Genomic DNA, 25,818 nt, shown 5'->3' on the forward strand with positions numbered 1-25,818 from the left:
AGTGCAGCGAAGCGGAGCCCCGCAGTCCGGATCGAAGGAAGGGTGCTCCGAGCGAGGAGTGCAGCGAAGCGGAGCCCCGCAGTCCGGATCGAAGGAAGTGCAGCATGAGAAGGCGTCCCGCGATTCTCGTCCTTGAGGACGGGCGCACGTTCCACGGCGAGGCGTACGGCAGCGTCGGGGAGACCTTCGGCGAGGCGGTCTTCAACACCGGCATGACCGGCTACCAGGAGACCCTGACCGACCCGTCCTACCACCGGCAGGTCGTGGTGCAGACCGCGCCGCACATCGGCAACACCGGCGTCAACGGCGAGGACGACGAGTCCGGCCGGATCTGGGTCGCCGGGTATGTGGTCCGCGACCCGGCCCGGATCGGCTCGAACTGGCGGGCCACCGGCGGGCTGGAGGACCGGCTCGCCGCCGAGGGCGTGGTCGGCATCGGCGGGGTGGACACCCGGGCGCTGACCCGGCACCTGCGCGAGCGCGGCGCGATGCGGGTCGGCATCTCCAGCGTCGACGACGACCCGCGCGCCCTGCTGGCCCGGGTCCGCCAGGCGCCGCAGATGGTCGGCGCGGACCTGTCCGCCGAGGTGACCACGGCGCAGCCGTACGTGGTCGAGGCCGACGGCGCGCACCGGTTCACCGTGGCCGCCCTGGACCTCGGCATCAAGCGCAACGTGCCGCGCCGGCTCGCCGCGCGCGGGGTCACCACCCACGTGCTGCCCGCCTCGTCGAGCATCGACGACCTGCTCGCCACGGGCGCGGACGCGGTGTTCATCTCGCCCGGCCCGGGCGACCCGGCCACCGCGGACGGCCCCGTCGGGCTCGCCCGCGAGGTGCTGAGCCGGCGGATCCCGCTGTTCGGCATCTGCTTCGGCAGCCAGATCCTCGGCCGGGCGCTGGGCTTCGGCACGTACAAGCTCGGCTACGGCCACCGCGGCATCAACCAGCCGGTGCTCGACCGGGTCACCGGCAAGGTCGAGGTGACCAGCCACAACCACGGCTTCGCGGTCGCCTGGCCGGGCCGCGAACAGGAGCCCGGCGCCGCCCCGACGCCGGGCCTGGTGGTCCCCGACCAGGTGATCGAGACCGAGTTCGGCGGCGTCCAGGTGTCGCACGTCTGCCTCAACGACAACGTGGTCGAGGGGCTGCGGGCGAGGGACGTGCCCGCCTTCACCGTCCAGTACCACCCGGAGGCGGCGGCCGGCCCGCACGACGCGGACTACCTCTTCGACCGCTTCGCCGAGCTCATCGAGGGCCGGACCCACAGCGAGGGGCGCACACATGCCTAAGCGGACCGATCTCAAGCACATCCTGGTGATCGGCTCCGGGCCGATCGTCATCGGGCAGGCCTGCGAGTTCGACTACTCCGGCACCCAGGCGTGCCAGGTGCTGCGCAGCGAGGGGATCCGGGTCAGCCTGGTCAACTCCAACCCGGCGACCATCATGACCGACCCGGAGTTCGCCGACGCCACGTACGTCGAGCCGATCACCCCGGAGTTCGTCGAGCTGGTCATCGCCAGGGAACGCCCCGACGCCCTGCTGGCCACCCTCGGTGGGCAGACCGCGCTGAACACCGCGGTCGCCCTGCACTCCGCGGGCGTGCTGGAGAAGTACGGCGTGGAGCTGATCGGCGCGAACATCGACGCCATCAACCGGGGCGAGGACCGGCAGCTCTTCAAGGACGTCGTGGCGAAGGCCGGCGCCCGGATCGGCATCGCCGACCCGACCGGCCTGGTGCCGCGCTCCCGGGTCTGCCACTCCATGGCCGAGGTCGAGGCCACCGTCGCCGAGCTGGGCCTGCCGGTGGTGATCCGGCCGTCGTTCACCATGGGCGGCCTGGGCTCCGGCATGGCGCACACGGATGCCGACCTGGCGCGGATCGCCGGGGCGGGGTTGGCCGCCAGCCCGGTGCACGAGGTGCTCATCGAGGAGAGCGTGCTCGGCTGGAAGGAGTACGAGCTCGAACTCATGCGCGACCGCAGCGACAACGTGGTCGTGGTCTGCTCGATCGAGAACATCGACCCGATGGGCGTGCACACCGGCGACAGCGTCACCGTGGCCCCGGCCATGACGCTGACCGACCGGGAGTACCAGCGCCTGCGCGACCTGGGCATCGCCGTGCTGCGCGAGGTCGGGGTGGACACCGGCGGCTGCAACATCCAGTTCGCGGTGAACCCGGCCGACGGCCGGATCGTCGTGATCGAGATGAACCCCCGGGTGTCCCGCTCCTCGGCGCTGGCGTCGAAGGCGACGGGCTTCCCGATCGCGAAGATCGCCGCGAAGCTGGCCATCGGCTACACCCTCGACGAGATCCCCAACGACATCACGCACAAGACCCCGGCGGCGTTCGAGCCGACCCTGGACTACGTGGTGGTGAAGATTCCCCGGTTCGCGTTCGAGAAGTTCCCCGGCGCGGACCCGGAGCTGACCACCACCATGAAGTCGGTGGGCGAGGCGATGAGCCTCGGGCGCAACTTCACCGAGGCGCTGAACAAGGCGATGCGCTCGATGGAGACCAAAGCAGGCGGATTCTGGACCGTGCCGGATCCGCAGGGGGCGACGAGGGAGGACACCCTCGCCGCGCTGCGCGTCCCGCACGACGGCCGGCTGTACACCGTCGAGCGGGCGCTGCGCCTCGGGGCGTCGATCGCCGAGGTCGCCGCCGCGTCCGGCGGGATGGACCCGTGGTTCCTGGATCAGATCGCGGCGCTGGTGGAGCTCCGGGCGGAGATCGTGGACGCCCCGGTGCTCGACGGCGACCTGCTGCGCCGGGCCAAGCGGGCCGGCCTGTCCGACCGGCAGCTCGCCGCGCTCCGTCCGGAGCTGGCCGCCGAGGACGGGGTACGCACGCTGCGTCACCGCCTCGACATCCGGCCCGTCTACAAGACGGTGGACACCTGCGCCGCCGAGTTCGAGGCGACCACCCCCTACCACTACTCGACGTACGACTCCGAGACCGAGGTCGCGCCGTCGGACCGGCCCAAGGTGCTCATCCTGGGCTCCGGGCCGAACCGGATCGGCCAGGGCATCGAGTTCGACTACTCGTGCGTGCACGCCGTGATGGCGCTCAGGGCGGTCGGCTACGAGACGGTGATGGTCAACTGCAACCCGGAGACCGTCTCCACCGACTACGACACCGCCGACCGGCTCTACTTCGAGCCGCTGACCTTCGAGGACGTCCTGGAGGTGTGGCACGCCGAGGACTCGTCCGGCCGGGCGGCCGGCGGGCCGGGCGTGGTCGGGGTGATCGTGCAGCTCGGCGGGCAGACCCCGCTGGGCCTGGCGCAGCGGCTGAAGAACGCGGGCGTGCCGGTGGTCGGCACCTCGCCGGAGTCGATCCACCTGGCGGAGGAGCGCGGCGCGTTCGGGTCGGTGCTGGCCCGGGCCGGGCTGCGCGCCCCCGCGCACGGCATGGCCACCTCGTACGAGGAGGCCAAGGCGATCGCCGGGGAGATCGGCTACCCGGTGCTGGTCCGCCCGTCGTACGTGCTGGGCGGGCGGGGCATGGAGATCGTCTACGACGACCCGACGCTGCGCGACTACATCGGCCGGGCCACCGAGATCTCCCCGGACCGCCCGGTGCTGGTCGACCGGTTCCTCGACGACGCCATCGAGATCGACGTGGACGCCCTGTGCGACGCCGACGGCGAGGTGTACCTCGGTGGCGTGATGGAGCACATCGAGGAGGCCGGCATCCACTCCGGCGACTCGTCCTGCGCGCTGCCGCCGATCACCCTGGCCGGCTCGCACCTGGCGGAGGTGCGCCGGTACACCGAGGCGATCGCCCGGGGCGTGGGGGTGCGCGGCCTGCTCAACGTCCAGTACGCGCTCAAGGACGACGTGCTGTACGTGTTGGAGGCGAACCCGCGGGCGTCCCGGACGGTCCCGTTCGTGTCCAAGGCCACGGCGGTGCCGCTGGCCAAGGCGGCGGCCCGGATCGCCCTCGGCGCCACCATCACCGAGCTGCGCGCCGAGGGGCTGCTCCCGCCGACCGGCGACGGCGGGACGATGCCGGCCGACGCGCCGATCGCGGTGAAGGAGGCGGTGCTGCCGTTCAAGCGGTTCCGCACCCCGTCGGGCAAGGGCATCGACTCGCTGCTCGGCCCGGAGATGAAGTCCACCGGCGAGGTGATGGGCATCGACACGAACTTCGGCCACGCCTTCGCCAAGAGCCAGGCCGCCGCGTACGGGTCGCTGCCGACCGCCGGGAGGATCTTCGTCTCGGTGGCCAACCGGGACAAGCGCGGCATGATCTTCCCGATCAAGCGCCTGGCCGACCTGGGCTTCGAGATCGTCGCCACCACCGGCACCGCCGAGGTGCTGCGTCGGCACGGCATCGCCTGCGAGCAGATCCGCAAGCACTACGAGTCCGGCGCGGGTGAGGACGCGGTCTCGATGATCCTCGGCGGCGACGTGGCGCTGGTGGTCAACACCCCGCAGGGCTCCGGGGCGAGCGCCCGCTCCGACGGTTACGAGATCCGCAGCGCCGCCGTGACGGCCGACATCCCCTGCATCACCACCGTCCCGGGCGCGGCGGCGGCGGTGATGGGCATCGAGGCCCACATCCGCGGCGACATGCAGGTCCGCCCCCTCCAAGACCTGCACGCCACCCTCCGAGCCACCCGATGACCCCACCCCAACCTCCCACCCCCCGCCCGGTCGGCGTTGATCAAGAGGTTCCGGTCGCCCAGGGGCCCGTTCCCGGACGCCAACTTCTTGATCAACACGGCGGTGCGACCCGGGGGAGGGGGAGGGCGTGGTGATGTTCGAGAAGGTGGTGCGGCCCGGGCTCTTCCGGTTGGGGCGGGGGGATGCCGAGGCGGCGCACGAGTGGACGCTGCGGCGGCTGGCCGCCGTGTCGCGGTCGCCCGTGGCGCTGGCCGGGCTGCGGGCCCGGTACGCCGTGCGGGCGCCCCGGACGGTGTTCGGGGTGGAGTTCCCGAACCCCGTGGGGCTGGCCGCCGGGATGGACAAGGACGGTGCGGCCCTGCCGGCGTGGCCGGCGCTGGGCTTCGGCTTCGTCGAGGTCGGCACGGTCACCGCGCACGCCCAGCCGGGCAACCCCCGGCCCCGGCTGTTCCGGCTGCGCGACAGCGAGGCCGTGGTGAACCGGATGGGCTTCAACAACGCCGGTGCGGTGGCGCTGGCGGGCCGGCTGGCCGCGCTGCCCCGCCCGATCGGGGTGCCGCTGGGGATCTCGCTCGGCAAGTCCAAGGTGACCCCGCTGGACGAGGCGGTGCAGGACTACCTCGCCTCCTATCGGGCGCTGCGCGGGCACGGCGACTACTTCGCGGTCAACGTCTCCTCGCCGAACACCCCGGGCCTGCGCGCCTTGCAGGACCGGTCGCACCTGGACGCGCTGCTGACGGCCCTGGTGGGGGAGAAGCCGGTGCTGGTGAAGATCGCCCCGGACCTGACCGACCCGGCGATCGCCGAGCTGCTGGAGGTCTGCCTGAGCCGGGGCGCGGCCGGGGTGATCGCCACCAACACCACCCTGGCCCGCGACGGGCTCGCCCCGGCCGACCGGGCGCGGGGCGCGGAGCAGGGTGGCCTGTCCGGCCGCCCGCTGGCCGCCCGCGCACGGGAGGTGGTCTCCTTCGTCCACCGCGAGACGGGCGGGCGGCTCCCGGTGGTCGGGGTGGGCGGCATCGTCGACCCCGACGACGCCGCCCGGATGTTCGACGCGGGCGCGTCCCTGGTCCAGCTCTACACCGGGTTCATCTACCGAGGGCCGGCCCTCGTCCGCGCCGCCGCCCGGGCCGCCCGCCCGGCCCCGGCGGCGCTGCCGGGGGGACGAACATGACCGGGGACCCTCCGACAGCGGCCCGCCCCGCCCGGTGCGGGAGGGTGCGCGGATGACACCCGAGGAGATCCTCGCCGCCGACCGGGAGCACGTGTGGCACCCGTACGCGTCGCTGCCGCCGGCCACGGCGCCGTACGTGGTGGAGAGCGCCCAGGGGGTGCGGCTGCGGCTGGCCGACGGCCGGGAGCTGGTGGACGGGATGTCGTCCTGGTGGGCGGCCATCCACGGCTACCGGCACCCGGTGCTGGACGCGGCCGTCACCGACCAGCTCGGCCGGATGAGCCACGTGATGTTCGGCGGGCTGACCCACGAGCCGGCGGTGCGGCTGGCCGGCACGCTGGTCGAGCTGGCCCCGGAAGGGCTGGAACGGGTCTTCCTGTGCGACTCCGGCTCGGTGAGCGTCGAGGTCGCGGTGAAGATGTGCCTGCAGTACCAGCGGGCCGTCGGGCGGCCGGAGCGGCGCCGGCTGGGCACCTGGCGGGGCGGCTACCACGGCGACACGTTCCACCCGATGAGCGTCTGCGACCCCGAGGGCGGCATGCACCACCTCTGGGGCGACGTGCTGCCCCGGCAGGTGTTCGCGCCCGTGCCGCCGGGCGGCTTCGACACCCCGCCCGACCCGGCGTACGTGGCGGAGCTGGTGGACGCCGTGCGGCGGCACGCCGACGAGCTGGCCGCCGTGATCGTCGAGCCGGTGGTGCAGGGCGCCGGTGGGATGCGCTTCCATCACCCGGAGTACCTGCGGGTGCTGCGTGAGGTGACCCGGGCCCACGGCGTGCTGCTGGTCTTCGACGAGATCGCCACCGGCTTCGGCCGCACCGGGACGATGTTCGCCGCCGAGCACGCCGGGGTGAGCCCCGACGTGCTCTGCGTCGGCAAGGCGCTCACCGGCGGTTACCTGACGCTGGCCGCCGCGCTGTGCACGGCGGAGGTGGCGTGGGGCATCTCCCGCGACGGGGTACTGGCGCACGGGCCGACGTTCATGGGCAATCCGCTCGCCTGCGCGGTCGCCAACGCCTCCATCGGGCTGCTGCGGGCCGGAGACTGGGCCGCCGAGGTGTCGAGGGTGGGCGCGGGCCTGCGGGCCGGTCTGGAGCCGCTGCGGGGCGCACCGGGGGTGGCCGACGTGCGCGTGCTCGGCGCGATCGGCGTGGTCCAGCTCGACCACGAGGTGGACCTCGCGAAGGCCACCGCCGCCGCGGCCGGGCAGGGGGTCTGGCTGCGGCCGTTCCGCGACCTGGTCTACACCATGCCCCCGTACGTGACCGGGGACGCCGACGTCGCCCGGATCGCGGCCGGGATCGCCGCCGCGGTGGCGGTCGGCTGACCCGAGTCGCTGGTTCACCGGTCCGGCTTGGCATGTCCCGGATCGGTCAGCCGCGCCGGTTGCGGCGCGCGTCGGGGCGCGGCGGGTGCCGCGCACCGGGGAGAGATCGAGAGAGGGAGAGGTCGGATGGAGAGCTTCGGTGGCCGGTTGCACCGGGCGATGGCGGAGCGTGGGCCGCTGTGTGTGGGCATCGACCCGCATCCGGGGCTGCTGGCCCGGTGGGGCCTGTCGGACGACGTCAACGGGTTGGAGCGCTTCAGCCGCACCGTGGTGGAGGCGCTCGGCGACCAGGTCGCGGTCGTCAAGCCCCAGTCCGCGTTCTTCGAGCGCTTCGGCTCCCGCGGCGTGTCCGTACTGGAGTCAACTATCCGACAGTTGCGGGATTCCGGCTCGCTCGTTCTGCTTGACGTCAAGCGCGGGGACATCGGTTCGACCGTCGCCGCGTACGCCGCCGCGTACCTCGATCCATCCAGCCCGCTGTATGTCGACGCGCTCACGGCGAGCCCCTACCTGGGAGTAGGGTCGCTGGCGCCGATGTTCGAGCTCGCCGCCACGCACGGCGGCGGGGTCTTCGTCCTGGCGCTGACGTCCAACCCGGAGGGGGCCGCGGTGCAGCGCGCCCGCACCGCCGACGGACGCACCGTCGCACAGACGGTGATCGACGAGATTGCGCAGCTCAATCGGGGTGCCGAGCCGCTCGGCAGCTTCGGCCTGGTGGTCGGCGCGACCATCGGTGACACGGGCCACGACCTCTCCGCCGTGCACGGTCCGTTGCTCGCTCCGGGGCTCGGCGCACAGGGCGCCACGGCGGCCGATCTGCGTACGGTCTTCGGTTCCGGCCTGTCGTCGGTGCTGCCGTCGTACTCCCGCGAGGTGCTGCACGCCGGGCCCGACGTGGCCGCGCTGCGAGCCGCCGCGGACCGGGTCCTGACCGAGTGTCGGGCTGCCCTCGGCGAGGCCTGACTGAGTGAAGGCTCGGTCACTTTGCCGTGGTCGCCGCGCGCCCACGTTGCCGAATGCGCCCGCGAACGCTAGTTTTCCCCGCGCTGGGAACCATGGACCCCTTTGGTTCCCGGCGACTTCACGTTTCACAGCTGCGGCGTGGCGTCCCGCCCGTCGCTATAGGGACCTGAGGAGAACTGGTGCCCCTCCCGTCACTGACCCCCGAGCAGCGCGCAGCCGCGCTCGAAAAGGCTGCGGAGATCCGCAAGGCCCGTGCTGAGCTGAAGGAGCAGCTCAAGCAGGGCAAGACCACCCTCGCCTCCGTCCTCGCGCGGGCCGAGGGCGACGACGTCGTCGGCAAGCTCAAGGTTTCGGCCGTCCTGCAGGCGATGCCGGGTATCGGCAAGATCCGGGCCACCCAGATCATGGAGAAGCTCAAGATCGCCGACAGCCGCCGGCTGCGGGGCCTGGGCGAGCAGCAGCGTAAGGCGCTGCTCGGCGAGTTCGCCGCCAACTGAGCACGACGGGTTCGCCGTCACCTGACCACGGCAGCGTGTAGAAACGAGCCGTGAGCACGGATGACGAGGCGCGCCCGGCGGCTCGGCCCACCGTCCTGACCGGCCCCTCCGGGGCCGGCGTGGGCAGTGTCGTCGAGCTGTTCCGGGCGCGTTCTCCGTCGGTGTGGACGCCGGTGCCGGCCACCACCCGCCCTCGCCGGGCGGGTGAGCGGGACGGCGTCGACCGGCTGTTCCTCGACCCGGCGGAGTTCGACCGGCTGATCGCCGCCGGTCGGCTGCTGGAGTGGACCCGGGTCGGGCCGCACTCCCGCGGCACCCCGGCCGGGCCGGTCCTCGCGCGGCTCGCCGCCGGCCAGCCGGTGCTGCTCCCGCTCGACCTGCGCGGCGCGCTCGCCGTCCGTGCGGCGCGCCCGGACGCCCGACTGGTCCTGCTCGCCCCGCCCGGCTGGCGGCCGGAGCCGGCCGTCGCGGCCGTGGCCGAGCACGTCGTGGCGCACGACCTGACCAGCCGGGCGGTCGACGGGCTGGTAGGCTTGCTCGGTTCTTCTTTCCCGGCTCCGGCTCAACCACGTCTGAGTGGTTGAGCGACCCACCGCGTCCGCGCGGTAACAGAGACGCAGAGGTTATTTCGTGGGATCCATCGCCAACCCCGAAGGCATCACCAACCCGCCGATCGACGAGCTCCTTGAGAAGACGACGTCGAAGTACGCCCTGGTGATCTTCGCCGCCAAGCGGGCCCGCCAGGTCAACGCCTACTACAGCCAGCTCGGCGAGGGCCTGCTGGAGTACGTCGGCCCCCTCGTGGAGACCACTCCCCAGGAGAAGCCCCTCTCCATCGCCATGCGCGAGATCAACGGGGGCCTGCTGACCGCCGAGCCCACCGACCAGCCGTAGTTCCGCCGCGCGTCGATGTCCGCCGAGATCGTCCTCGGGGTCGGCGGCGGCGTCGCCGCCTACAAGGCGTGTGAGCTGCTGCGGTTGTTCACCGAGTCGGGGCACCGGGTCCGCGTCGTGCCGACCGCGTCGGCGCTCCGCTTCGTCGGGGCGCCGACCTGGGCCGCCCTGTCCGGCCAGCCGGTCGCCGACGACGTCTGGTCCGACGTGCACGAGGTGCCGCACGTCCGGCTCGGGCAACGGGCCGATCTGGTCGTGGTCGCCCCGGCCACCGCCGACCTGCTCGCCCGCGCCGCCCACGGCCTCGCCGACGACCTGCTCACCAACACGCTGCTCACGGCCCGCTGTCCGGTGCTGCTCGCCCCGGCGATGCACACCGAGATGTGGGAGAACGCGGCCACCGTGGCCAACGTCGCCACGCTGCGCTCCCGGGGTGTTCGGGTGATCGAGCCCGCCGTCGGCCGGCTCACCGGCGCCGACAGCGGCAAGGGGCGGCTGCCGGACCCGGCCGAGATCTTCGCCGTCGCCCGGCGGGCGCTGGCCCGCGGCGTCGCCGCCCCGGCCGACCTGACCGGCCGCCACGTGGTGGTGACCGCCGGCGGCACCCGGGAGCCGCTCGACCCGGTCCGGTTCCTGGGCAACCGCTCGTCCGGCAAGCAGGGGTACGCCTTCGCCCGCGCCGCGGTCGCCCGCGGCGCCCGGGTCACCCTGGTCTCCGCCAACGTGGCGCTCGCCGACCCGGCCGGCGTCGACCTGGTCCGGGTCGGCACCACCGAGGAACTGCGCGAGGCCACCCTGAAGGCCGCCGCGGGGGCCGACGCGGTGGTGATGGCGGCGGCACCCGCCGACTTCCGGCCCGCCACCTACTCACCGGGCAAAATCAAGAAATCAGACGCCGGGCCACCTACGATCGAACTCGTCACGAACCCGGACATCGCCGCCGAGCTGGGTCGGCGTCGCCGACCGGAACAGGTTCTGGTGGTGTTCGCGGCCGAGACCGGCGACGCGGAGGCCAACGGCCGGGCCAAGCTCGCCCGCAAACGGGCGGACCTCGTCGTTGTCAACGAGGTCGGCCAGGACAAGGTCTTCGGCGCCGAGACCAACGCGGCGACCGTCATCGGCGCGGACGGCGCGGTGCACACCCTGCCCGAACAGTCCAAGGAGGACCTCGCCGACGGCGTCTGGGACCTCGTGGTGGCGCGGTTGGCCGGGGGTGTCCGCATGGTGACGGCGACCTGACCGATCGAGTGCTGTGCGAGTGTGGGTGATTACACTCCACGGAACGACTTCCACATACTTAGGAGTGCCGTGACACGCCGCCTCTTCACGTCCGAATCGGTCACGGAAGGCCACCCGGACAAGATCGCCGACCAGATCAGCGACGGCATTCTCGACGCACTGCTCACCCAGGACGCGCACAGTCGCGTGGCCGTCGAGACCCTGATCACCACCGGCCAGGTGCACGTGGCCGGCGAGGTGACGACCAAGGCATACGCCGACATCCCCACGATCGTCCGGGAGACAATCCTCGAGATCGGCTACGACTCCTCGAAGAAGGGCTTCGACGGGGCCTCCTGCGGCGTCAACGTGTCCATCGGGGCACAGTCCCCGGACATCGCGCAGGGCGTGGACAACGCGATGGAGCTGCGCACCGGCTCGTCGGAGAGCGCCCTGGACGCCCAGGGCGCCGGCGACCAGGGCATGATGTTCGGCTTCGCCTGCTCGGAGACGCCCGAGCTGATGCCGCTGCCGATCGCCCTGGCGCACCGGTTGGCCCGCCGGCTGACCGCGGTGCGCAAGGACGGCACGATCCCTTACCTGCGGCCGGACGGCAAGACGCAGGTCACCATCGAGTACGAGGGGCTGCGCCCGGTCCGGCTCAACACGGTCGTCGTGTCCAGCCAGCACGCGGCCGACATCTCCCTGGACTCCCTGCTCACCCCGGACGTGCGCGACCACGTCATCGCCCCGGAGCTGGACAGCCTCGGCCTCGACACCGACGGCTACCGGCTGCTGGTCAACCCGACCGGGCGGTTCGAGATCGGCGGCCCGATGGGTGACGCCGGCCTGACCGGTCGGAAGATCATCGTCGACACGTACGGCGGGTACGCCCGGCACGGTGGCGGCGCGTTCTCCGGCAAGGACCCGTCCAAGGTGGACCGCTCGGCGGCGTACGCGATGCGCTGGGTGGCCAAGAACGTGGTGGCCGCCGGCCTCGCCGAGCGCTGCGAGGCGCAGGTCGCGTACGCGATCGGCAAGGCCCACCCGGTGAGCCTGTTCATCGAGACGTTCGGCACCGAGACGGTGGCGGTCGCCTCGATCGAGAAGGCCGTGTCCGAGGTCTTCGACCTGCGCCCGGCCGCCATCATCCGGGACCTGAACCTGCTCCGCCCGATCTACCGGCAGACCGCGGCGTACGGCCACTTCGGCCGGGAACTGCCCGACCTGACCTGGGAGAGCACCGACCGGGCCGCCGACCTCAAGTCGGCCGCGGGAGCCTGACCGGCACCAGGCGCAGCGACCGGCGACCCGCGGACGGGTCGCCGGTCGCTCGTGTCTGCGTGGACGTCCCGCTGGCCCACCTCGACCGCCCCTTCGACTACCTGGTGCCCGCCGAACTGGACGAGGCCGCGGCCCCCGGGACGCGGGTGAAGGTGCGCTTCGCCGGTCAGCTCGTCGACGGCTGGCTGCTTGAGCGGGCCGACGACTCCGGGCACACCGGCAAGCTCGCGTACCTGGAGAAGGTCGTCTCGCCGGAGCCCGTGCTGGCCCCCGAGGTCGCCGGGCTGGCCCGGGCCGTCGCCGACCGGTACGCCGGCAGCCTCGCCGACGTGCTCCGGCTGGCCGTGCCCCCCCGGCACGCCCGGGTGGAGAAGGAGCCGCACACCCCGCCCGAGCCCTCGGCCCCGCCGGCTCCCCCCGAGGCGGACGGCTGGCGGGCGTACCCCGCCGGGCCGGCGTTCCTACGCGCCCTGACCGAGGGCCGGCCCGTCCGCGCGGTCTGGTCCGCCCTGCCCGGGGAGGACTGGCCCGCCCGGTACGCCGAGGCGGTCGCCGCCACCGTGGCCGGCGGGCGGGGCGCCGTCGTCGTGGTTCCCGACGCCCGGGACCTCGACCGCCTCGACGCGGCGCTGACCGTCGCACTGGGTGACGGCCGGCACGTCACCCTGGCCGCCGCCGCCGGCCCGGCCCGCCGATACCGCGCGTTCCTGGCGGCCCGGCGCGGGGACGTACCCGTCGTGATCGGCACCCGGGCGGCCATGTTCGCGCCGGTGGCCCGGCTCGGCCTGGTCGCCCTCATCGACGACGGCGACGACCTGCACGCCGAGCCGCGCGCGCCCTACCCGCACGCCCGCGAGGTGCTGCTCACCCGCGCCCAGCTCGCCGACGCGGCGGCCCTGGTCGGCGGGTACGCGCGCAGCGCCGAGGCGCAACTGCTGGTGGAGACCGGCTGGGCCCGGGAGGTGGTCGCCGACCGGGCCACCGTGCGGGCGCATACCCCCGCCGTCGCGCCGACCGGCGACGACCCGCAACTGGCCCGCGACCCGGGCGCGGCCACGGCCCGGCTGCCCAGCCTGGCCTGGACCGCCGCCCGCGACGCGGTCCGCGCCGACGCGCCGGTGCTGGTCCAGGTGCCCCGCCGCGGCTACCTGCCCTCGATCTCCTGCGCCGAGTGCCGGACCCCGGCGCGCTGCCCGCACTGCGCCGGGCCGCTCGCCCTGCCGTCGGCCGACGGCCCGCCCACCTGCCGCTGGTGCGGCCGGATCGCCGCCGCATATGCCTGCCCGGAGTGTGGGGGGCGGCGGCTGCGGGCCTCCGTCACCGGCGCCCGGCGCACCGCCGAGGAGCTGGGCCGGGCCTTCCCCGGCGTGCCGGTACGCACCTCCGGCCGGGAGGAGGTGCTCACCACCGTGCCCGGCGGAGCCGGCCTGGTGGTGGCCACCCCCGGCGCCGAGCCGGTCGCCGAGGGCGGCTACGGCGCGGTCCTGCTGCTCGACTCGTGGGCCCTGCTCACCCGGGCCGACCTGCGGGCCGGCGAGGAGGCGCTGCGCCGCTGGCTGGCCGCCGCCGCGCTGGCCCGCCCCGCCGGGGCCGGTGGCCGGGTGGTGGTGGTCGCCGACGGCGCCCTCGCCCCGGTGCAGGCGCTGCTGCGCTGGGACGCCGCCTGGTTCGCCGCCCGGGAACTGGCCGAGCGCCGCGAGCTGGGCTTCCCCCCGGCGGTGCGGATGGCCAGCGTCACCGGCTCGGCCGACGCGGTGGCCGACCTGCTGGCCGAGGCCCGGCTGCCCGAGGAGGCCGAGCTGCTCGGTCCCGTCCCCGCCGACGGCGACCGGGAGCGGATGCTGGTCCGGGTGCCCCGGGCCCGGGCGGCGGCCCTGGCCGGGGCGCTGCACTCGGCCGCCGGGGTCCGCGCCGCCCGCAAGGCGGCCGACCCGGTGCGTCTCCAGGTCGACCCGCTGACCATGTTCTGAGTGAGCGCCCCGCGCGGGCCGGCTACGGCTCTCGCCCCGCCCACGGCCGACCACCGGTTCCGAGCGCCGTCACGGTCCGTGCTGGTGCCTGCGTGATAGCATCGCCCGTCATGCCTGGGCGCACGGATCGCGCGACGATGGCGGAAGCGCGTCGGTAGGGCGCCATGTCGATGATGTCAATCAGCCGGTGATCAGGGGTGGACCAGTCGTGACCGTTCGTCAATCGATCGTCTTCAACGGTGACCTCGGCAGCGGCAAGAGCACCGTCTCCATCGAGATCGCCAAGCGGCTGGAGCTGCGCCGGGTGAGCGTCGGCGACCTCTACCGCCAGATGGCGCAGGAGCGGGACATGACCGCGCTCCAGCTCAACCTGCACGCCGAGCTGGACCAGGCCGTCGACGGCTACGTCGACCAGCTCCAGCAGGACATCGCCGCCTCCGGCGAGAGCCTGGTGATGGACTCCCGGCTGGCCTGGCACTTCTTCACCGACGCGCTCAAGGTGCACATGATCACCGAGCCGACCGAGGCCGCCCGCCGGGTGCTGGCCCGCCCCTCCGGCCCGGCCGAGAGCTACGCCTCCCTGGAGGAGGCGAAGACCAAGCTGCGCGAGCGCAGCGAGAGCGAGCGGGGCCGGTTCGTCGTCCGCTACGGCGTCGACAAGGCCCGACTGCGCAACTACGACCTGATCTGCGACTCCACCCGGGCCAACCCGGAGCAGGTGATCAACCACATCATCGACGTGTACGAGGGCCGGATCGGTGCCGACGTGCTCCGCGACGCCCCCCCGCTGCTGCTGCTCGACCCGGCCCGGGTCTACCCGACGGAGGACATCGGCACCCTGCGCGGGCTGTGGGACGCCGGGTTCGTCGGTGAGGTCGCCGACGGTGGCGACGAGGCGCTGGAGCCGCTGACCATCGGCTTCACCGGGGAGTACTTCTTCGTCGTCGACGGCCACCGCCGGCTCAGCGCCGCCCTGCAGAACGGGTTCCCGCTGGTCCCCGCGCGGCTGGTCGCCGAGGTGGAGGAGCCGGTGGTCGGCGGGATGAGCGCGGTGGACTACTTCACCGCCCAGGTCCGCCCCGGCATCGTGTACGACTGGGAGGCGGCCCACAAGATCCAGCTCCCGCTGCCGGAGCACTGCCTGCGCGCCGGGGAGACCGTGCTCGCGGGCGACCCGGCCCCGGGTGCCTGAGGGCCGGTCCCGCGAGCCGGCTCCCGGGGCCGGCGCGGGCCGACGTGCGAGCGCCGGGCCCGGCTGAACCCCGCGCGGCTACGCCACCGATGCCAGTCACCCTGCGCGACGAGTCCCCGGCCACCGATCGCGGTACGCCGGCCGGCGTCACCGAACGCACTCCGTAGACTGGTACGGCACGACCGTCGTCCGACCGAAGGAGCACCCCCGAGTGACCGTCCAGCCCATCCGTCTGTTCGGGGACCCGGTGCTGCGCACACCGGCCGATCCGGTGGTCGACTTCGATGCCGAGCTGCGCAAGCTCGTCGCCGACCTGACCGACACGATGCGTGAGCAGAGCGGCGCCGGCCTGGCCGCGCCGCAGCTCGGCGTGGGCCTGCGGGTGTTCGCCTTCGACGTCGACGACGTGCTCGGCCACCTGGTCAACCCGGTGCTGGAGTTTCCCGACGCCGAGGAACAGGACGGCCCGGAGGGCTGCCTGTCCATCCCTGGGCTCTACTTCGACACCAAGCGCCGGCAGAACGTGATCGCCAAGGGCTTCAACGGCTACGGCGACCCGGTGCAGATCGTCGGCACCGGCCTGATGGCCCGCTGCGTCCAGCACGAGACCGACCACCTCGACGGCGTGCTCTTCGTCGACCGGCTGGACCCGGACGGCCGCAAGGAGGCGATGAAGGCGATCCGTCAGGCGGACTGGTACGACCCGACCACCCCGCCGACGGTCAAGCTCAACCCGCACGCCGCCAGCAGCCCCTTCGGTCTGGGTCGGTGACGCCGGTGCGCCTCGTCTTCGCCGGCACCCCGGCCGTCGCCGTTCCCGCCCTGGCCGCCGTCGCGGCCTCCGACCACGAGCTGGTCGCCGTCGTCACCCGTCCCGACGCCCCCGCAGGCCGCGGCCGGGGCCTGGTCCGCTCGCCCGTCGGCGCGTGGGCCGACGAGCACGGCGTCGAGGTGCTCACCCCGGCCCGACCGCGCGAGCCGGAGTTCCTCGACCGGCTGCGCGAGCTGGCCCCCGACTGCGCCCCGGTGGTCGCCTACGGCGCGCTGGTCCCCCCGGCCGCGCTGGAGATCCCCCGGCACGGCTGGGTCAACCTGCACTTCTCGCTGCTGCCCGCGTGGCGCGGTGCGGCCCCGGTCCAGCACGCCGTGCTGCACGGCGACGAGCTGACCGGCGCGAGCGTCTTCGAGCTGGAGGCGGGGCTGGACACCGGCCCGGTGTACGGCACCCTCACCGACGAGATCCGCCCCACCGACACCTCCGGGGACCTGCTGGAGCGGCTCGCCCACTCCGGCGCCGGCCTGCTGGTGGCCGTCCTCGACGCGATCGCGGCGGGCACCGGCCGGGCCGAGCCGCAGCCGGCCGACGGGGTGTCGCTCGCGCCGAAGCTGACCGTCGAGGACGCCCGGGTGCGCTGGGGCGACCCCGCGTTCGCGGTGGACCGGCGGGTCCGCGCATGCACCCCGGCCCCGGGCCCGTGGACCACGTTCCGGGACGAGCGGGTCAAGCTCGGCCCGGTCGTCCCGGTGCCGGACGGCCCCGAGCTGAAGCCGGGCGAGCTGTTGGTGGAGAAGTCCCGGGTGCTGGCCGGCACGGGCACCGCCCCGGTGGCCCTCGGCGAGGTGCGGGCGGCCGGCAAGAAGGCCATGCCGGCGAGCGACTGGGCGCGCGGCGCCCGGGTCACCGCCGGGGAGGAGCTCGCATGACCGGGCCGACGGAACGGCCCGCGCGCCGGTACGACGAGCAGCGCGACCCGCGCCCCGACCGGCGTCCCGAGCGGTCGTCGGGCGGCCCGCGGGGTGACCGGCCCGGCTACGGCGACCGGTCGGCCCGGGGCGGTCGGGGCGGCGAGGACCGGCGGGGCGGCGGGCGGCCGGTGCGGCCCGCCGTGGACCTGCCCCGGCACGTCGCGTACCAGGCCGTCGCGGCGGTGCACCGCGACGACGCGTACGCCAACCTGGTGCTGCCGGCGATGCTGCGCGAGGAGGGGCTGACCGGCCGGGACGCCGCCTTCGCCACCGAGCTGACCTACGGCTCGCTGCGGCACACCGGCACCCTCGACGCGATCCTCACCGACGCCGCCGGCCGGGACGTGTCCCGCATCGACCCGCCGGTGCGCGACGCGTTGCGGCTGGGCGCGTACCAGCTCCTGCACACCCGGGTGCCGGCGCACGCGGCGGTCTCCTCGACGGTCGACCTGGTCCGTACGGTCGGCATCAGCGCCACCGGCTTCGCCAACGCGGTGCTGCGTGAGGTGGCCGGTCGGGACGCCGACGCCTGGGTGGCGAAGCTCGCCCCGGCGTTCGAGACCGATCCGATCGGGCACCTGGCCCTGGCCTACAGCCACCCGCAGTGGATCGTGCGGGCGTTCTCCGAGGCGCTCGGCGGCGACCTGGGCGAGACCACCCGCATGCTGATCGAGAACAACGAGCGCCCGCCGGTGCACCTGTGCGCCCGGCCGGGCCGGGCCGATCCGGTCGAGCTGGCCGACGAGGCCGGGGGCGCCCCCGGGGCGTTCTCCCCGTACGCGGTCTACCTCGCCGGGGGTGCCCCCGGCGACCTGCCGGCGTTGGTCGAGGGCCGGGCGCACGTCCAGGACGAGGGCTCCCAGCTGGTGGCCACCGCCCTGGCGGTCGCCCCGTTGGACGGCCCGGACGGCCACTGGCTGGACCTGTGCGCCGGGCCCGGTGGGAAGGCCGCGCTGCTCGGGGCGCTCGCCGCCCAGCGCGGTGCGCGGCTGACCGCCGTCGAGGTCACCGAGCACCGGGCCCGGCTGGTCACCCAGGCCACCCGGGGGCTGCCGGTCGACGTGCTGCACACCGACGGGCGCACCGTCGGCGCCGACCCGGCACTGCCGGAGGGGCACTTCGACCGGGTGCTGGTCGATGCGCCGTGCACCGGGCTGGGCGCGTTGCGTCGCCGGCCGGAGGCCCGCTGGCGCAAGCAGCCGTCGGACCTGCCACCGCTGACCCGGTTGCAGCGGGAGCTGTTGGTGGCGGCGCTGCGGGCGGTCCGCCCGGGCGGCCTGGTGGCCTACGTGACCTGCTCCCCGCACACGGTGGAGACGCACGTGACGGTGACCGAGGCGGCCCGGCGTGCGGGGGTGCCGGCGGACTTCGTCGACGCCCGACCGCTGCTGCCGGCCGGGATGCCGGGGTTGGGCGACGGGCCGTCGGTGCAGTTGTGGCCGCACCGGCACGGCACCGACGCCATGTTCCTCGCCGTGCTGCGCCGGGGCTGAGCGACACGTAGAGGGAGGGGGTGGCCGGACCGGCCGCCCCCTCCCTCTACGCCATGTTCCCCGCCGCCCCGGCGGGTCGGGTCACTGTGCCGGCAGGACCTTGGCCCCGGCGCCCTTCGCCGAGCGGGTGAGGTTGCGGTCGACCCAGAGGAAGCACTGCACCCCCCGGTTGCCGTCCTTCCACTCGTCCTCGCTGGGGTGGTAGAAGATCGTCCCCGCCCGGTACTGCAGGTCGCTGTTGTCGGGGACCTTGGCGTACGAGGCGAGCAGGGACCGGCACCCCCGGTGGATGCGCAGCCGGTTCTTGTCGAGCTGGCCGTAGGCGATGTCCGGTGCCCGGTAGACCCCGACGAACTCGACCCGGTGCTTGCTGGTGCACGGGGTGGGGGCCATCGACTTGACGTCGTCCTTGACGATCTTCGGGTTGAAACAGCGGTGCATCAGGGTGGAGCTCCCGGTCAGTGCGCCCTTGAGGCTGCCGCTGCGGGGCACGGCGGTGGAGTCGTCGACGCTCTCCACCTCGTTGACGTCGCAGCGGAACCATCGGGCCCCGCCCGTCCACGCCTGCCGGGACGGGAGGACCGTGGACAGGAACAGTCGGCCCGCGCGCCAGTCGGCGCCGACGGCCTTGTTGACCTCCCGGTCGCACTCGGCGCGGATGGTCTTCATTCCGGTCGACCCGGCGGTCGGGGGAGCACTCAGCTCGGCGGCCGGGCCGGTCAGCGTGCCGACGTGGAAGGTCTCCACCCGGTGGGTCGTGCCGCAGTCCACCGGGTTGTAGCCGCTGAGGTAGCCGACGTCGGTGAACGTGGTGTGGCAGGTCCCGGCGGCCGGCGCGAACTGCGTCGGCGCGGCCATCGCCCGCCAGTCGTCGGCGAGGTCACCGTCCACGCCGGCGGGTGTGCCGCAGCCGGCCAGCGCCACCGCTGCGCCCGCACCCACGGCGACCGCCGTCCACCATCGCCGCATCCGCCCGACCTCCCCGTCGCCGGTGGTCGCGGATCACCGGCCTCCGTCGCCGATCGCGCCACGGTGCGGGAGCATACGGTACCGGCGCCCGTCCCGTGTGGACTCTCGCCGCGTTCCGGTCGATCGGCCGGTGTGGCTGCCCGGCCGTCCGGGATCCTCCGCCCGGTCCGGTGAATGCGCACCAGCCGTAACGGTCGGGTCGCGGAGTGTCCCGCATGGTGCCGCGCTGCGGGCGGCGGACGACCGCATTCGTACACTGGCCCGGTGACCGTATCGCCGCTGATCGTCGCGCCCAGTATCCTCGCCGCCGATTTCGCCCGTCTGGCCGAGGAGGTCCGCGCCGTCGAGGGCGCCGCGGACTGGCTGCACGTCGATGTCATGGACAACCACTTCGTGCCGAACCTGACCATCGGGCTGCCCGTGGTGCAGAGCCTGCGGGCGGCGACCGAACTGCCGTTCGACGTGCACCTGATGATCACCGACCCGCACCGCTGGGCCCCCGGGTACGCCGACGCGGGGGCGTACAACGTCACGTTCCACGCCGAGGCGTGCGACGACCCGGTGGTGCTGGCGAAGGACCTGCGGGCCGCCGGGGCTAAGGCCGGGCTGGCCATCGACCGGGACACCCCGATCGAGCCGTACCTGGAGCTGCTGCCCAGCTTCGACACACTGCTGATCATGACGATCAAGGCCGGCTTCGGCGGGCAGCGGTTCGTCCCGGAGCTGCTGGACAAGGTGAGCACCGCCCGGCGGCACGTCGACGCGGGCCACCTGGAGCTGCGCATCGAGGTCGACGGCGGGATCGCCGCGGACACCATCGAACAGGCCGCCGCCGCCGGGGCGGACGCCTTCGTCGCCGGCACCGCGGTCTACGGCGCCGACGACCCCGCCGAGGCGGTCCGCCGCCTGCGGGGCCTGGCGGAGCGCGCGGTCACCGGGGCCTGAAATGGAGCCGGCCGAGGAACGACCCGACGTCATCCTCGTCGTCGACGACGACGCCGACATCGCCCGGTTCGTCGAGTTCAACCTACGGCTGCACGGCTTCGAGGTGATCCACGCCGGCGACGGCCAGGAGGCGCTCGAGGTGATCGAGCGGCAGCGGCCGGACCTGGCGGTGGTCGACCTGATGATGCCGCGCATCGACGGGCTGGAGCTGACCCGACGGCTGCGCGCCGACCCGATGACCTCCGCCCTGCCGGTGATCATGCTGACCGCCAAGGGGATGACCGTGGACAAGGTCCACGGGCTCAGCGCCGGCGCGGACGACTACCTGGTCAAGCCCTTCGACACCGCCGAACTGGTGGCCCGGGTCAGCTCCACCCTGCGGCGCAACAAGGAGTTCCGCGAGGTCTCCCCGCTGACCGGCCTGCCCGGCAACTCCCGGATCCGCCGGGAGATCACCGACCGGGTGCGCAGCGGCGTCGACTACGCGGTCGGCTACGTCGACATCGACCGGTTCAAGAGCGTCAACGACCGGTACGGCTTCGTCCGGGGCGACGAGTTCATCTCGGCGCTGGCCCGCAGCCTGCACCGGGCGGTCGTCGCGATCGGGCTGCCACCGGCCTTCCTCGGTCACGTCGGCGGCGACGACTTCGTCATCGTCTGCACCCCCGAGCAGGTCCGGCCGTTGACCTCCCGGGCGGTCGTGGACTTCGAGACCGCCGCCGACCGGCTCTACGACCCGTCCGACGCCGAGCGCGGCTACGTCGAGCTGAAGGACCGCCGGGGCAACATCCGGCGCGCGGCGCTGGTCACCCTGTCGATCGGGGTGTCCGTCTCCGACGGCGGCAAGCGGCTCATCAATCCGTTGGAGGCGATCGCGGCCGCCTCCGAGATGAAATCCGTGGCCAAGAGCCAGCCGGGTTCGTACGTGGCGGTCGACCGGCGACGCAGTCTTTCTTGAATATTGCCTACCTGTGTGAGGTAGCTCCCCCGAGGGCAGACGCCTGGCGCGTGCCGTGCCACACTTCTGAGGTACCCACCACGCGCTGGCGGGACTCGGTGTAATTCCGAACCGGCGGTGATCCACGGTGCGACCGTGGTAAGCCCGCGACCCGGACGGCGACTGCCGCCCGGTGGACCTGGTGAGATTCCGGGGCCGACGGTTGGGGGCGGGCAAGCCCACCCCCAGAAAGTCCGGATGGGAGACAGCGCGCGGGACGGGGCGGGCCCTGCCGGCCGCTGACCTCAGCGCTGTCCGGGCTTCCCCGGGTCGGCTTCGCCGTCCCCGGACTCCGCCGCCGCCTGCCCGTGCCCTCCCGACCCGCCCGCGCGCGGACCGGCGAGCGAGAGGGCAGGGGCGATGGACAGCGGCTCCGTGGACGAGGCGATGCGTCGGGCGATCGCGCTCGCGGCGCGCGGGCTCGGCACCGCCAGCCCCAACCCCGTGGTCGGCTGCGTGCTGCTCGATCCGGACGGCGAGGTCGTCGGGGAGGGATTCCACGCGTACGCGGGCGGACCGCACGCCGAGATCGTCGCGCTCGCCCAGGCCGGCCGGCGGGCCCGGGGCGGCACCGCCGTGGTCACCCTGGAGCCCTGCGACCACACCGGCCGCACCGGCCCGTGCAGCCGGGCCCTGATCGTCGCAGGCGTCGCCCGGGTGGTCATCGCCGTGCCCGACCCCGACCCGGTTGCGGCCGGCGGCGCCGCCACCCTGCGCGCCGCCGGCGTCCAGGTCGAGTTCGGGGTGCGCGCCGCCGAGGCCGAGGCCGGGAACGTCGCCTGGCTCGCCTCCGTGCGCCGGGGCTGGCCGTACGTGGTGTGGAAGTTCGCCGCCACCCTCGACGGGCGCTCCGCAGCCGTCGACGGCACCAGCATGTGGATCACCTCGGAGGAGTCGCGGGCGGACGTGCACGCACTGCGCGGCACGGTCGACGCGGTGATCGCCGGGGTGGGCACCGTTCTCGCCGACGACCCCCGGCTCACCGTGCGCAACCTGCGCGACGGCACCCTGGCCATCCGGCAGCCGCTGCGGGTGGTGGTGGACAGCCTCGGGCGTACCCCCGCCGGGGCCCAGGTCCGCGACGGCGCCGCCCCGACGTGGATCGCCACCACCGGGCAGGTCGGCGCCGGCCCGGACGGCCGGGTCGACCTGCCGGCACTGCTGGCGGAGCTGCACCGCCGGGGAGTGCGGGCCGTGCTGCTGGAGGGCGGCCCCAGCCTGGCCGGCGCGTTCCTCTCCGCCGGCCTGGTCGACCGGGTCGTCGGGTACGTCGCGCCGAGGCTGCTCGGCGCCGGGCCGACCGCGCTGGCCGACGCCGGGGTGACGACCATCGCCGACGCCATCGACCTGGAGATCACCGACGTTACGCAGATCGGTCCCGACCTGCGGGTCACCGCGCTGCCCCGGAAGAGGGAGGGCTGACATGTTCACCGGCATCATCGAGGAGCTGGGCGAGGTCGTCGCAGTGACCGAGACCGGGGGCGACTCGGCGCTGGTCGCCGTTCGCGGCCCGCTGGTCACCGCCGACGCGAGGCACGGCGACTCCATCGCGGTCAACGGAGTCTGTCTCACCGTGGTCGACGTCGGCGCCGGCGTCTTCACCGCCGACGTGATGGGGGAGACGCTGCGCCGCTCCGCCCTCGGCGGGCTGGGCCCCGGCGCCCCGGTCAACCTGGAACGCGCCGCCGCGCTGAACAGCCGGCTCGGCGGGCACATCGTGCAGGGCCACGTCGACGGGGTCGGCGAGGTGCTGTCCCGGGAGCCGGCCGAGCAGTGGGAGACGGTCCGCTTCCGCCTGCCCGCCGCCCTCGCCCGGTACGTGGTCGAGAAGGGCTCGATCACCGTCGACGGGGTGTCGCTGACCGTGGCCGACGTCGGGCCGGACTGGTTCGCCGTCGGGCTGATCCCCACCACCCTCAAGCTGACCACGCTCGGCGCCCGGGAGGTCGGTGATCCGGTCAACCTGGAGGTGGACGTGCTGGCCAAGTACGTCGAGCGGTTGCTCGGCGACCGGGTCGCCGGCGGGGGCCGGCAGTGACGGAGCCGCTCGGCTGGCTGCTCGACGCCCAGCTGCACGTCGCCGGCTCGCCGGTGCTGGTGCGGGAGATCGTCGGCAACGTCTTCGGCCTGGCCTCGGCGCTGCTCGGCCTGCGCCGCGTGGTCTGGGCCTGGCCGGTCGGCATGGTCGGCAACGCGCTGCTGCTGACCGTGTTCCTCGGTGGGGTGTTCGTCACCCCGCAGGCGCACGACCTCTACGGCCAGGCCGGCCGGCAGGTGTTCTTCTTCGCCGTCAGCCTCTACGGCTGGTGGCGCTGGTCGCGCAACCGCCGCCTCGGCGCCGACGGCGACCAGGCTGCGGTCGTGCCGCGCCGGGCCACCGGCCGGGAGCGGCTGGGCCTGCTGGTGGCCGCCGCCGTAGGCACCGCCGTCGCGTACCCGGTGCTGGCCGCGCTCGGCTCCTGGGGGCCGCTGCCCGACGCCTGGATCCTGACCGGCAGCCTGCTGGCCACCTACGGCATGGCCCGCGGCTGGGTGGAGTTCTGGCTGATCTGGATCGCGGTGGACGCCGTCGGCGTGCCGCTGCTGCTGCGCGGCGGGTTCTACCCGTCCGCCGTCATGTACCTCGTCTACGGCGCCTTCTGCGCCTGGGGCCTCGCCGCCTGGTGGCGTGCCTCACGCGCCGTCCGCCCGGCCCGCGTCCCGCTCCCGTCCAGCTACTCGGAGGCCGTCGCATGAGCACTTTCGCCAGCATCGAGCAGGCGGTGGCGGACATCGCCGCCGGCCGGCCCGTCGTCGTGGTCGACGACGCGGACCGGGAGAACGAGGGCGACCTGATCTTCGCGGCCGAGCTGGCCACCCCGGAGCTGGTCGCGTTCATGGTCCGCTACACCTCGGGCTACATCTGCGTGCCGCTGACCGAGGGCGAGTGCGACCGGCTGGACCTGCCGCCGATGCACCACACCAACCAGGACCGGCGGGGCACCGCGTACACCGTGACCGTGGACGCCCGGGAGGGCATCAGCACGGGCATCTCGGCGGCCGACCGGGCGCACACCATCCGGCTGCTCGCCGCCGCGTCCACCGACCCGACCGACCTGGCCCGGCCCGGGCACGTGGTGCCCCTGCGGGCCCGCGAGGGCGGGGTGCTGCGCCGGGCCGGGCACACCGAGGCGGCGATCGACCTGACCCGGCTGGCCGGGCTGCGTCCCGCCGGCGTGCTCTGCGAGCTGGTCAACGACGACGGCACCATGATGCGGGTGCCCGATCTGGAGAAGTTCTGCGCCGAGCACGGCCTGACCCTGGTGACCATCGCCGACCTGGTGGCCCACCGGCGGCGCACCGAGAAGCAGGTGGAGCAGGTGGCGGTGGCCCGGATGCCCACCCCGTACGGGGTGTTCCGGGCGCTGGGTTACCGCGCCGAGCACGACCCGGCCGAGCACGTCGCCCTCGTCTTCGGGGAGCTCGGTGACGGGGAGGACGTGCTGGTCCGGGTGCACTCGGAGTGCCTCACCGGCGACGTGTTCGGCTCGCTGCGCTGCGACTGCGGCCCGCAGTTGCAGGCCGCGCTGGCGCGGGTCGCCCGGGAGGGCCGCGGGGTGGTGCTCTACGTGCGCGGGCACGAGGGGCGCGGGATCGGCCTGCTGCACAAGCTCCAGGCGTACCAGTTGCAGGACCTGGGCCGCGACACCGTGGACGCGAACCTCGACCTGGGGCTGCCGGCGGACGCCCGGGACTACGGCACGGGCGCGCAGATCCTCTACGACCTGGGCGTGCGCTCGATGCGGCTGCTGACCAACAACCCGGCCAAGCGGGCCGGGCTGGAGGGGTACGGCCTGACCGTCACCGGCCGGGAGGGACTGCCGGTGCAGCCGCAGCCGGAGAACGTCCGCTACCTGCGCACGAAGCGCGACCGGATGGGCCACCTGTTGGACGAGTTGGACGAGGTGACCGAGGCCCCGATGGGCCGTCCGGTCGCCGGCGACGAGATCGGAGCGTAGTGATGGCGGGATTCGGTGAGCCCGGGGTGACGGCGGTGGACGCCGCCGGGATGACGGTCGGCATCGTCGCCGCGCGCTGGCACGGTGAGCTGACCGACCACATGGCCGATCGGGCGGTGGCTGCCGCCGAGGCGTGCGGCGCGCGCGCCGTGGTGGCCCGGGTCGCCGGCTCGGTGGAGCTGCCGGTGGTCGCCCAGGCGATGGCCCGCCGCTTCGACGTGGTGGTCGCCCTCGGCGTGGTGGTGCGCGGCGCCACCGCCCACTTCGACTACGTCTGCCGCTCGGTCACCGACGGGCTGACCCGGGTCGCCCTCGACGAGGGCAAGCCGGTCGCGCACGGGGTGCTCACGGTGGACAGCCTCGATCAGGCCCGGGACCGGGCCGGGCTGCCCGGCTCGGCGGAGGACAAGGGCTGGTCGGCCACGGTGGCCGCGCTGGACGCCGCGCTGGCCGTACGCGGCCTGGACGCCGCCACCGGGCAGCGGCTCGGCTTCGGCCGCTGACCGGTCCCGCCGGTCCACC

The 25,818-nt window shown here is 74.1% G+C and carries 23 protein-coding genes and 1 riboswitch; of the genes, 22 read left to right on the forward strand and 1 reads right to left on the reverse strand.

All coding sequences use genetic code 11. The features are described from left to right. The first annotated feature begins 104 nt into the window (after positions 1–104). From carA to ABT023_RS06880, 15 genes are all read left to right on the forward strand, one after another. Complete coding sequence (carA, locus tag ABT023_RS06810; protein WP_350882470.1) at positions 105–1,289, forward strand: glutamine-hydrolyzing carbamoyl-phosphate synthase small subunit; 1,185 nt, start codon at positions 105–107, stop codon at positions 1,287–1,289. Next, positions 1,282–4,629 (forward strand): carbamoyl-phosphate synthase large subunit, encoded by a 3,348-nt coding sequence (gene carB / locus ABT023_RS06815; protein ID WP_350882472.1) that lies wholly within the window; start codon positions 1,282–1,284, stop codon positions 4,627–4,629. The genes carA and carB overlap by 8 nt, the downstream gene beginning before the upstream one ends. A gap of 130 nt (positions 4,630–4,759) precedes the next feature. Then, positions 4,760–5,803 (forward strand): quinone-dependent dihydroorotate dehydrogenase, encoded by a 1,044-nt coding sequence (locus ABT023_RS06820; RefSeq protein ID WP_350882552.1) that lies wholly within the window; start codon positions 4,760–4,762, stop codon positions 5,801–5,803. Between the two features lie 52 nt (positions 5,804–5,855). Then, positions 5,856–7,130 carry an adenosylmethionine--8-amino-7-oxononanoate transaminase gene (locus tag ABT023_RS06825; RefSeq protein ID WP_350882474.1) on the forward strand — a complete coding sequence of 425 codons (1,275 nt, stop codon included), beginning with the start codon at positions 5,856–5,858 and terminating at the stop codon, positions 7,128–7,130. 126 nt (positions 7,131–7,256) lie between these two features. Continuing rightward, positions 7,257–8,093, forward strand: coding sequence for an orotidine-5'-phosphate decarboxylase (pyrF, locus tag ABT023_RS06830; protein ID WP_350882476.1), 837 nt, complete (start codon positions 7,257–7,259; stop codon positions 8,091–8,093). A gap of 179 nt (positions 8,094–8,272) precedes the next feature. Continuing rightward, the gene (mihF, locus tag ABT023_RS06835) at positions 8,273–8,590 is read left to right on the forward strand and encodes an integration host factor, actinobacterial type (protein ID WP_161691465.1); all 318 of its coding nucleotides are present in this window, start codon (positions 8,273–8,275) and stop codon (positions 8,588–8,590) included. Between the two features lie 50 nt (positions 8,591–8,640). Continuing rightward, positions 8,641–9,174 carry a nucleoside/nucleotide kinase family protein gene (locus ABT023_RS06840; RefSeq protein ID WP_350882479.1) on the forward strand — a complete coding sequence of 178 codons (534 nt, stop codon included), beginning with the start codon at positions 8,641–8,643 and terminating at the stop codon, positions 9,172–9,174. Positions 9,175–9,220: 46 nt separating this feature from the next. After that, positions 9,221–9,484: a DNA-directed RNA polymerase subunit omega gene (gene rpoZ, locus ABT023_RS06845; RefSeq protein ID WP_074318577.1), complete on the forward strand. Its 264-nt coding sequence runs from the start codon at positions 9,221–9,223 to the stop codon at positions 9,482–9,484. 15 nt (positions 9,485–9,499) lie between these two features. Beyond that, positions 9,500–10,723 carry a bifunctional phosphopantothenoylcysteine decarboxylase/phosphopantothenate--cysteine ligase CoaBC gene (coaBC, locus tag ABT023_RS06850; protein ID WP_350882481.1) on the forward strand — a complete coding sequence of 408 codons (1,224 nt, stop codon included), beginning with the start codon at positions 9,500–9,502 and terminating at the stop codon, positions 10,721–10,723. Between the two features lie 69 nt (positions 10,724–10,792). Next, positions 10,793–11,986, forward strand: coding sequence for a methionine adenosyltransferase (gene metK, locus ABT023_RS06855; protein WP_350882483.1), 1,194 nt, complete (start codon positions 10,793–10,795; stop codon positions 11,984–11,986). Beyond that, a complete protein-coding gene (locus ABT023_RS06860) occupies positions 11,983–13,956 on the forward strand; it encodes a primosomal protein N' (RefSeq protein ID WP_502890610.1) in 1,974 nt (657 codons plus the stop codon). The genes metK and ABT023_RS06860 overlap by 4 nt, the downstream gene beginning before the upstream one ends. 208 nt (positions 13,957–14,164) lie before the next feature. Beyond that, positions 14,165–15,148: an AAA family ATPase gene (locus tag ABT023_RS06865; protein WP_350882487.1), complete on the forward strand. Its 984-nt coding sequence runs from the start codon at positions 14,165–14,167 to the stop codon at positions 15,146–15,148. 211 nt (positions 15,149–15,359) lie between these two features. After that, a complete protein-coding gene (gene def / locus ABT023_RS06870; protein ID WP_350882489.1) occupies positions 15,360–15,920 on the forward strand; it encodes a peptide deformylase in 561 nt (186 codons plus the stop codon). Positions 15,921–15,925: 5 nt separating this feature from the next. Then, a complete protein-coding gene (gene fmt, locus ABT023_RS06875) occupies positions 15,926–16,852 on the forward strand; it encodes a methionyl-tRNA formyltransferase (RefSeq protein ID WP_350882554.1) in 927 nt (308 codons plus the stop codon). After that, positions 16,849–18,387 carry an RsmB/NOP family class I SAM-dependent RNA methyltransferase gene (locus ABT023_RS06880; RefSeq protein ID WP_350882491.1) on the forward strand — a complete coding sequence of 513 codons (1,539 nt, stop codon included), beginning with the start codon at positions 16,849–16,851 and terminating at the stop codon, positions 18,385–18,387. The genes fmt and ABT023_RS06880 overlap by 4 nt, the downstream gene beginning before the upstream one ends. Positions 18,388–18,468: 81 nt before the next feature. Here ABT023_RS06880 and ABT023_RS06885 read toward each other — a convergent pair whose 3' ends face one another. Then, a complete protein-coding gene (locus ABT023_RS06885) occupies positions 18,469–19,356 on the reverse strand; it encodes a septum formation family protein (protein ID WP_350882493.1) in 888 nt (295 codons plus the stop codon). A gap of 264 nt (positions 19,357–19,620) precedes the next feature. On the opposite strand from ABT023_RS06885, the gene rpe reads away from it, so the two are divergent. The 7 genes from rpe (at position 19,621) to ribH (ending at position 25,799) form a co-directional block, all read left to right on the forward strand. Beyond that, a complete protein-coding gene (gene rpe / locus ABT023_RS06890) occupies positions 19,621–20,301 on the forward strand; it encodes a ribulose-phosphate 3-epimerase (RefSeq protein ID WP_350882495.1) in 681 nt (226 codons plus the stop codon). Position 20,302: 1 nt separating this feature from the next. Next, positions 20,303–21,259: a response regulator gene (locus tag ABT023_RS06895; RefSeq protein ID WP_350882497.1), complete on the forward strand. Its 957-nt coding sequence runs from the start codon at positions 20,303–20,305 to the stop codon at positions 21,257–21,259. A gap of 80 nt (positions 21,260–21,339) precedes the next feature. Further along, positions 21,340–21,512, forward strand: a riboswitch (FMN riboswitch). 146 nt (positions 21,513–21,658) lie between these two features. Further along, positions 21,659–22,720 (forward strand): bifunctional diaminohydroxyphosphoribosylaminopyrimidine deaminase/5-amino-6-(5-phosphoribosylamino)uracil reductase RibD, encoded by a 1,062-nt coding sequence (gene ribD, locus ABT023_RS06900; protein ID WP_350882499.1) that lies wholly within the window; start codon positions 21,659–21,661, stop codon positions 22,718–22,720. Between the two features lies 1 nt (position 22,721). Next, entirely contained in the window at positions 22,722–23,336 is a 615-nt protein-coding gene (locus ABT023_RS06905; protein WP_350882501.1) for a riboflavin synthase, read from the forward strand. Continuing rightward, positions 23,333–24,034: a nicotinamide riboside transporter PnuC gene (gene pnuC / locus ABT023_RS06910; protein ID WP_350882503.1), complete on the forward strand. Its 702-nt coding sequence runs from the start codon at positions 23,333–23,335 to the stop codon at positions 24,032–24,034. Before ABT023_RS06905 ends, pnuC begins: the two co-directional genes overlap by 4 nt. After that, positions 24,031–25,296 (forward strand): bifunctional 3,4-dihydroxy-2-butanone-4-phosphate synthase/GTP cyclohydrolase II, encoded by a 1,266-nt coding sequence (locus tag ABT023_RS06915; protein ID WP_350882505.1) that lies wholly within the window; start codon positions 24,031–24,033, stop codon positions 25,294–25,296. Before pnuC ends, ABT023_RS06915 begins: the two co-directional genes overlap by 4 nt. A 2-nt stretch (positions 25,297–25,298) precedes the next feature. Further along, on the forward strand, positions 25,299–25,799 hold the full coding sequence (ribH, locus tag ABT023_RS06920) for a 6,7-dimethyl-8-ribityllumazine synthase (RefSeq protein ID WP_350882507.1): 501 nt from the start codon (positions 25,299–25,301) through the stop codon (positions 25,797–25,799). Positions 25,800–25,818 lie beyond the last annotated feature (19 nt).

The sequence above is a fragment of the Micromonospora sp. NPDC002296 genome, from assembly GCF_040296145.1.
GTDB lineage: Bacteria > Actinomycetota > Actinomycetes > Mycobacteriales > Micromonosporaceae > Micromonospora.

Coding starts and splice junctions, on each gene's coding strand:
- ABT023_RS06905 (WP_350882501.1), top strand. CDS start 22,722: ATGTTCACCGGCATCATCGAGGAGCTGGGCGAGGTCGTCGCAGTGACC.
- ABT023_RS06880 (WP_350882491.1), top strand. CDS start 16,849: ATGACCGGGCCGACGGAACGGCCCGCGCGCCGGTACGACGAGCAGCGC.
- ABT023_RS06895 (WP_350882497.1), top strand. CDS start 20,303: ATGGAGCCGGCCGAGGAACGACCCGACGTCATCCTCGTCGTCGACGAC.
- coaBC (WP_350882481.1), top strand. CDS start 9,500: ATGTCCGCCGAGATCGTCCTCGGGGTCGGCGGCGGCGTCGCCGCCTAC.
- ribH (WP_350882507.1), top strand. CDS start 25,299: ATGGCGGGATTCGGTGAGCCCGGGGTGACGGCGGTGGACGCCGCCGGG.
- carA (WP_350882470.1), top strand. CDS start 105: ATGAGAAGGCGTCCCGCGATTCTCGTCCTTGAGGACGGGCGCACGTTC.
- ABT023_RS06915 (WP_350882505.1), top strand. CDS start 24,031: ATGAGCACTTTCGCCAGCATCGAGCAGGCGGTGGCGGACATCGCCGCC.
- ABT023_RS06885 (WP_350882493.1), bottom strand. CDS start 19,356: ATGCGGCGATGGTGGACGGCGGTCGCCGTGGGTGCGGGCGCAGCGGTG.
- ABT023_RS06825 (WP_350882474.1), top strand. CDS start 5,856: ATGACACCCGAGGAGATCCTCGCCGCCGACCGGGAGCACGTGTGGCAC.
- carB (WP_350882472.1), top strand. CDS start 1,282: ATGCCTAAGCGGACCGATCTCAAGCACATCCTGGTGATCGGCTCCGGG.
- pyrF (WP_350882476.1), top strand. CDS start 7,257: ATGGAGAGCTTCGGTGGCCGGTTGCACCGGGCGATGGCGGAGCGTGGG.
- ribD (WP_350882499.1), top strand. CDS start 21,659: ATGGACAGCGGCTCCGTGGACGAGGCGATGCGTCGGGCGATCGCGCTC.